The sequence below is a fragment of the Kitasatospora griseola genome (assembly GCF_014648555.1).
In the GTDB taxonomy this organism is placed as follows: Bacteria; Actinomycetota; Actinomycetes; order Streptomycetales; family Streptomycetaceae; genus Kitasatospora; species Kitasatospora griseola.
In genome coordinates, this window is the sequence record NZ_BMRI01000028.1 from 1 (window position 1) to 6,384 (window position 6,384).

Consider the following 6,384-nt stretch of genomic DNA (forward strand, 5'->3'; position numbering starts at 1 on the left):
TGGCGGAGGTGGTCGCGCGGCTGGGGGCGGCCGCGTTAGAGCTTGCGAAGTCCACTGAGGACCCTTTCGAGCAGCGTCACGTCAGGCGTACCGCCCGACTCGCCCGCCGCGGCGGGCTGGTGGATGGCGACCAGGCCGGCCTCGGCCAGGTCTGCGACGAGGATGCGGGCCACTCCCAGCGGGACTCCCGCCAGCGCGGAGATCTCGGCGACCGACTTGACCTCACGGCACAGCGAGACGATCCGCGCGTGCTCGGGCAGCAGCACGCCCGGGGGGTTGGTGCCCGTGGTCGAGATCAGCGCCTCGATGGCCAACTGGTAGCGCGGCCGGGTGCGTCCGCCGGTCATGGCGTACGGGCGGACCAGCGGCTGCTGCTCGTAGCCGTCCGACTGCTGGCCGCCGTAGCCGTTTCCGTACCCGTTGCCGTATGTGCCGGCGGGTGTCGGGGGCATGCGTCCTCCTTGTGCTGCAGTCGTCCGCGGCCGGAGCCCGGGGCCAGCCGGCTGACCGGATGTCAGCCACCGTGCCGGGAAGACTTGGGGGTGGGTGTGCCGGACCCGGGATCTGACGGGTCCGGCACGGTGAGGGTGGTGCAGAGGAGTCGAAGGGGCCGACCGGCCGTCAGTGCAGCAGGCTGCCCTGGAGCTCGGCCCGCAGGGCCGGAGTGAGCACCGCACCGGCCCGGTCGACCAGCAGGGCCATCTCGTAGCCGACGAGGCCGATGTCGGAGTCCGGCGAGGCCAGCACCGCGAGCGCGGAGCCGTCGCTGATCGCCATCAGGAACAGGAAGCCCCGCTCCATCTCCACGACGGTCTGGTTGACGTCGCCGCCCTCGAAGATCCGGCTGGCACCGGAGGTCAGCGAGGTCAACCCGGAGGCCACCGCGGCGAGCTGGTCGGCACGGTCCCGGGGGAACCCCTCGGACATGCACAGCAGCAGACCGTCGGCGGAGACCACCACCGTGTGGGACACCCCGGGGGTGTTGTCCACGAAGTTGGTGATCAGCCAGTTCAGGTTCTGGGCAGCCTGGCTCATCATCTGACTCAACTCAACGCTCCTGGTGCTCGGGGCCGAAGCCGTTGTTGCCATCGGCGTCGAACTGGGCTCCCCGGTGGCCCTCGGACGTGCCGCCGAAGTCGAAGCCCGGCCGCTGCTGCGGCGCGGGACGGCCGGAGCCCGGCTGCTGCGCGCCGGCCTGGCGGCCCTGCTGGATGCCGCGGCGCAGGTTGGTCAGCCGGCCGCGCACCTCCTCCGGGCTGCGCGAGACCTGCGGACCCGTCAGCGGGCTGGCCTCGGCGCTGCCGGAGACCAGGTTGGCCTGCGGGGTGCGACGCGGCAGCCCCGAGGTGGTCAGGCCGTCGGTCTGCGGCTCGCGCATCTGCTCGGCCCGCCGCCAGCGCTCGTCGTTCGCGGACGGGCGCCACGGCGCGTCCGGACCGGGACCGGCCGGCTGCTGCTGGGCCTGCGGCTGCTGGGGCTGCTGCGGCTGCGGGGCCGGACGCTCCGCCGCCGGACGCTGCGGGGCGCCCTGCGGGCCACCCGGCACCGGCCGCTGCGGCATGCCCTGCGGACGCTGCTGCTGGAACGGGTCGGCCTGCGGCTGCTGCTGCGGCCGCGCGGCCGGAGCCTGCGGGGCCTGGGGCTGCGGGGCCTGGGCCTGGGCCTGCGGAGCCTGCGGGGCCGGCCGGGACTGCTGCGGCCGGCCGAACCCGGGCGCGCTGGTACCGGGCCGCTGCGGCTGGTACCCACGGGAGCGGACCTGCTCACGGGCCGGCGCCGGGGCGGCAGCCGACTCGCCGGCGGTCGGCAGCGCCATCGGCTGCGGCCGCTCCGCGAACTGCTGCGGGGCCTGCCGCTCCTGCGGCTGCGGCTGCGGCACCGGCGGCACGCCCTGACCCACCGGGTCCGGCAGCACCGGCTCCACCAGGCCGAGGCCCAGCGGGTCGCGCGGGTCGATGTCGGACGCCTCGAACCGGGGCCGGGCGAACCCGCCCGACTGGTCGGCAGGGGCGGCCTCCAGCGGCGCGGCCGACTGCTGCGGCGGCAGCGGACGGCGCGTCGGCAGCTGCTCGGCCCGGCCGTGCTGGGTCGGCTCGGCGCCCGGACGACCCTCGAAGCCCGGTCGACCCTCGAAGCCCGGTCGACCCTCGGAGCCGGGACGACCCTCGGAGCCGGGACGACCCTCGAAGCCCGGACGGCCCTCGGCCGGACGGGTTCGCTCCGGACCGCCCTGCGGCGCCTGCGAGTTCTGCGGCCCCTGCGGAGCCTGCGGGCGACGCGGCGGAAGCCCGCCCTGGGGAGCCTGCGGTCCCTGCGGAGCCTGGGGGTTCTGCGGACGGCGCGGCGGAAGTCCGCCCTGGCCGCCCGGCCCGCCCTGCAGGCCCGGCGCACCGGACGCACCCGGCACCCGCCGCGGCGGCAGCCCGCCACCGGCCGGCGCACCGGCGCCCGCGCCCGTACCCGCGCCCGGACCGGCCGGGGCCGACGGGCCGGAGACGCCCGGCGCCGGGTTCTCGCGCAGCGACTGGCCGACCGAACGGGTCGGCAGACCACCAGCGCGGCCGCCCGGGGCCCCACCGCCGCCGAACGCACCGCCGGGGCCGAAGCCGCCCTGCCCGGGCGCCTCGGCCGGCCCGCGCCGGCTGCCGGTGCCCGCCGGGCCCGAGGGCGCCGACGGACCGGACGTCGCGCCCGGGGTGAAGAGGTCGGGGCTGCCGCCCATCGGGCCCTGGCCGAGCTGCGGACGGCCGCCCGGGCCGCCCTGCCCGCCGGCCGGAGCCTGGCCGAGCGCGGTGCGCGCGCCGGGCAGGTCGCCCGCGGGGCGGCCCTGCTGACGCGGCGTCGGCGCGACGCCGCGCTGCTGGCGTCCGCCCTGGCCGGCCCCGGCGCCCGCACCGGGCCGGTTGCCGCGCCGTTCGGCGGAGTTGGTGACGTCCACCGGGAGCATGACCAGCGCGGTGGTGCCGCCGGAGTCGGACGGGCGGAGCTGGATCCGGATGCCGTGTCGCAGGGACAGGCGACCGACCACGAACAGACCCATGCGGCGGGACACCGAGACGTCCACCACCGGCGGGTTGGCCAGGCGCTCGTTGATGTCGGCGAGGTCGTCGGGGGAGAGGCCGATGCCGGTGTCGTGGATCTCGATCAGCACCCGGCCGTCGGGCAGGGCGTGACCGGTGACCCGGACCCGGGTCTGCGGGGAGGAGAACGAGGTGGCGTTCTCCAGCAGCTCGGCGAGCAGGTGGACGAGGTCGTTGACGACGCGGCCGGCGACCTCGGCGGTGGGCACCGAGGCGAGTTCGATGCGCTCGTACTGCTCCACCTCGGAGGCGGCGGCGCGGAGCACGTCGACCAGCGGGACGGGGCGGGTCCACCGGCGGCCGGGGTCCTCGCCCGCGAGGACGAGGAGGTTCTCGCCGTTGCGGCGCATACGGGTGGCGAGGTGGTCGAGCTTGAACAGCGAGGCCAGCTGGTCCGGGTCGGCCTCGCGGCTCTCCAGCTCGGAGATCAGCGACAGCTGGCGCTGGATCAGGCCCTGGCTGCGGCGCGACAGGTTGGTGAACATCGCGTTGATGTTGCCTCGCAGCAGCGCCTGCTCGGCGGCCAGTCGGACCGCCTCGCGGTGCACCATGTCGAAGGCGTGCGCCACGTGGCCGATCTCGTCGGCGGAGTCGACGCCGACCGGTTCGACGGTGACGTCGACGTCGTGCGGGTCGCTCTCGGAGAGCGTCTTGACCAGTTCCGGCAGACGGCGTTCGGCGACGTCCTCGGCGGCGGCCTGCAGACGGGTCAGCGAGCGCACCATCGAGCGGGCCACCAGGGCGGCGCCGGCGATGGCGACGACGAGCACCAGGGCGACCACGGCGGCGTTGATGACGGACTCGGTGTCGATGTCCGACTGCAGCGCCTGGGCCTTGCCGTCGAGGACGTTGAGCAGGTTGTTCTCGATGGTCTTCTCGGCGTTGACCTTGGCGGTCGACTTGTCGAACCAGTCCTTGTAGGACGGGTTGTCGGCCTGCCGGATGCCGTTGGTGTTCAGCGCGGCCTTGGAGAACCGGTCGGCCTCGGCGACGACCTGGTTGTAGCTCATCGCGGCGCGCAGCGCGCGGGCCTCGCTCTCGCCGTAGATGGCGGTGAAGTTGGCGAGCGCGTTGTCCTCGGAGCTCATCAGCCGGACGCCGAAGGTCTCGTCGGAGGCCGACATCGACGGGCCGCCGGGGTTCGCGAGCGCGGCGCTGATCAGCGCGCGCTGCATCGAGGTGTACTCCTTGGCCGTGGAGAACTGGTACAGCGCACGGGTGGTCTTGATCAGCTCGGTCGAGTTCGAGGTGATCGCGATGTCCTGGGTGGCGCCGATCAGGTCCTTGATGATCACGTCGTAGTTGGTGATCGTGGCCTGGATGTTCTCGGGGCTCTTGAACGCGCCGGTACGGGCCCGGGGCAGCGTGTTGAGGTCCTTGCGGACCTGCAGCAGCAGGGTCTTGGAACCGGCCAGGTCGAGGTTGTCGAACTTGTCGGCGCTGGCGTTGAAGGTCTTCGACAGCGTGTTGGTCTGCTTGTACGCGTCGGAGATCTCGGGGTCGCTGTCGGCGCTGGCGCCGGCGGCCAGCGGGCCGGCCGAGACGTCGCGCTCGTACTGCAGGGCGTTGGCCAGTGCGGTGGCGTTGCGGGCCAGTTCGGCCAGGTCGCTCATCTGCGACAGCTGGCGGGAGTTCTCCATCGAGGTCTGCACGCGCAGACCGCCCAGCACCAGGGCGACCACCACGGGCAGGAACAGCAGTGCGATCAGGCGGGTGCGGATTCGCCAGTTGCGCATGGCGAAGCGGCTCATGCCGGTGGCACGGCGGCGGTTCAGCGTGCCGCGCAGTCTGGAGCGGCGGCTCTGCTTGTCGGCCGGCGCGCTACCGCCCTCCGGTTGGGGCGCGCTCGCGGCGCCCGGGGCACTGCTGTCGGCGGCAACCTCGGCGGGGGCGCCGAACGGCCGCTCGCCCTGGCCAGGCGACGGTGCCGCCTGGTGGGGGCCGGCCATGGGCTCCCGCGACTCCGGGTCACCCGCGGCGCCGTTGCCCCTCTTGAAACGTCCCTGCACTGGCGTCGCAACCTCTGGACCGGGCGCCCTTCCCCGCCGGGCGGAGAGAGGGCGGTGTCGAGTTTTTCCGTGGCATTCCAGCACAGCGGGGGAAGTCCAACAAGGGCCGTTACGACACGGTGTCCAGGGCTACCCACCGCGTGCGGCGACTCACGTTCCGTGGTGCTTCGGGCTCGGAATACGGTTCTTTTCGGACACTCGCCGTAGTCATGTCAACTAAGAGGAAGATCAGTTTGTGCGGCAAATGTCCGGGATATCCCCAATAGCGGTTTTTTCCATTGGTCCGGAATCGTCACTTCCACGCCCTTTGAACCGGAAATTGTGAGCAACCTCACAGCCGGATGTATAGCTTTGGTCACGGCCACTGTGGAATGGGCTCCCTAACCTGGCAGGGTTGACCGGAGCCTGCCCAGCGGCGGGCCCGCGCAAAAGTCCGTTCGAGCGAAACAAGGTGCTGAGCAAATGTCCGAGACGACCACGAAGGCCACCCGTTCCACGGCCAACCCGCGCCGCACCACCCTGGCCTCCGTCGCGGACTTCTCCCAGCTGCCCGGCTTCGCCGCCGAGCGCACGGCCCCCCAGTACGCCGCCGCGCTGCCCACCGTGACCGCCAACCCGCGCCGCACCGTCCTGATGGCGGCACCGGCCCCCCGCCTGCCGCAGGGCTGACCCCCGCGCCGATAACCTGGTGGTACAGCCGGGCCCGGCACTGCGGGCTCGGCAACCGCCCGGGAGCGTCCGGGCGGCCGACGAACCGAGAGGTTGCAGGGCTGTGCGTATCGCCAGGTTCTCCGTCCGTGAAGGGAGCCCCGCGGCGGGCTCGGTCTCCTTCGGCATCATCGAGGGGGACGCCGCACAACCCGACTCGCTGGTGGTGCACACCCTCGCCGGCCACCCCTTCGGCGCCCCCCAGCCGACCGGGGAGACCCACCGGCTGCAGGACGTCCGGCTGCTGGCCCCGATGCTGCCCAGCAAGATCGTGGCGGTCGGCCGCAACTACGCCGACCACGCCGCCGAGCTGGGCAACGAGGTCCCGGCCGTGCCGCTGACCTTCTTCAAGCCCTCCACCGCCGTCATCGGCCCCACCGAGTCCATCGCCTACCCGCCGTTCTCCTCGGACGTCCAGTACGAGGCCGAACTCGCCGTGGTGATCGGCCGGATGTGCCGCGAGGTGCCGCTCGACCGGGTCCCCGAAGTGATCTTCGGCTACACCTGCGCCAACGACGTCACCGCCCGCGACGTGCAGCAGCGCGAGGGCCAGTGGGCCCGCGCCAAGGGCTTCGACACCTCCTGCC

The 6,384-nt window shown here is 73.4% G+C and carries 4 protein-coding genes and 1 pseudogene; 2 read left to right on the plus strand and 3 right to left on the minus strand.

Annotation, left to right across the window (positions count from 1 at the left end):
* Positions 1–35: 35 nt before the first annotated feature.
* The 3 genes from IEZ12_RS27260 to IEZ12_RS27270 form a co-directional block, all read right to left on the minus strand.
* A complete protein-coding gene (locus tag IEZ12_RS27260) occupies positions 36–452 on the minus strand; it encodes a DUF742 domain-containing protein (RefSeq protein WP_100587916.1) in 417 nt (138 codons plus the stop codon).
* Positions 453–621: 169 nt separating this feature from the next.
* Complete coding sequence (locus tag IEZ12_RS27265) at positions 622–1,035, minus strand: roadblock/LC7 domain-containing protein (RefSeq protein WP_035873530.1); 414 nt, start codon at positions 1,033–1,035, stop codon at positions 622–624.
* Positions 1,036–1,048: 13 nt separating this feature from the next.
* Positions 1,049–5,029, minus strand: a complete 3,981-nt coding sequence (locus tag IEZ12_RS27270) for a nitrate- and nitrite sensing domain-containing protein (protein WP_229848126.1) — start codon at positions 5,027–5,029, stop codon at positions 1,049–1,051.
* A gap of 522 nt (positions 5,030–5,551) precedes the next feature.
* Here IEZ12_RS27270 and IEZ12_RS27275 point away from each other — a divergent pair.
* Together IEZ12_RS27275 and IEZ12_RS39225 are read left to right on the plus strand one after the other, a co-directional pair.
* Positions 5,552–5,758 carry a hypothetical protein gene (locus tag IEZ12_RS27275; protein WP_100590063.1) on the plus strand — a complete coding sequence of 69 codons (207 nt, stop codon included), beginning with the start codon at positions 5,552–5,554 and terminating at the stop codon, positions 5,756–5,758.
* A 109-nt stretch (positions 5,759–5,867) separates the two neighbouring features.
* Positions 5,868–6,384, plus strand: a pseudogene (locus IEZ12_RS39225) (fumarylacetoacetate hydrolase family protein); the annotation flags it as partial.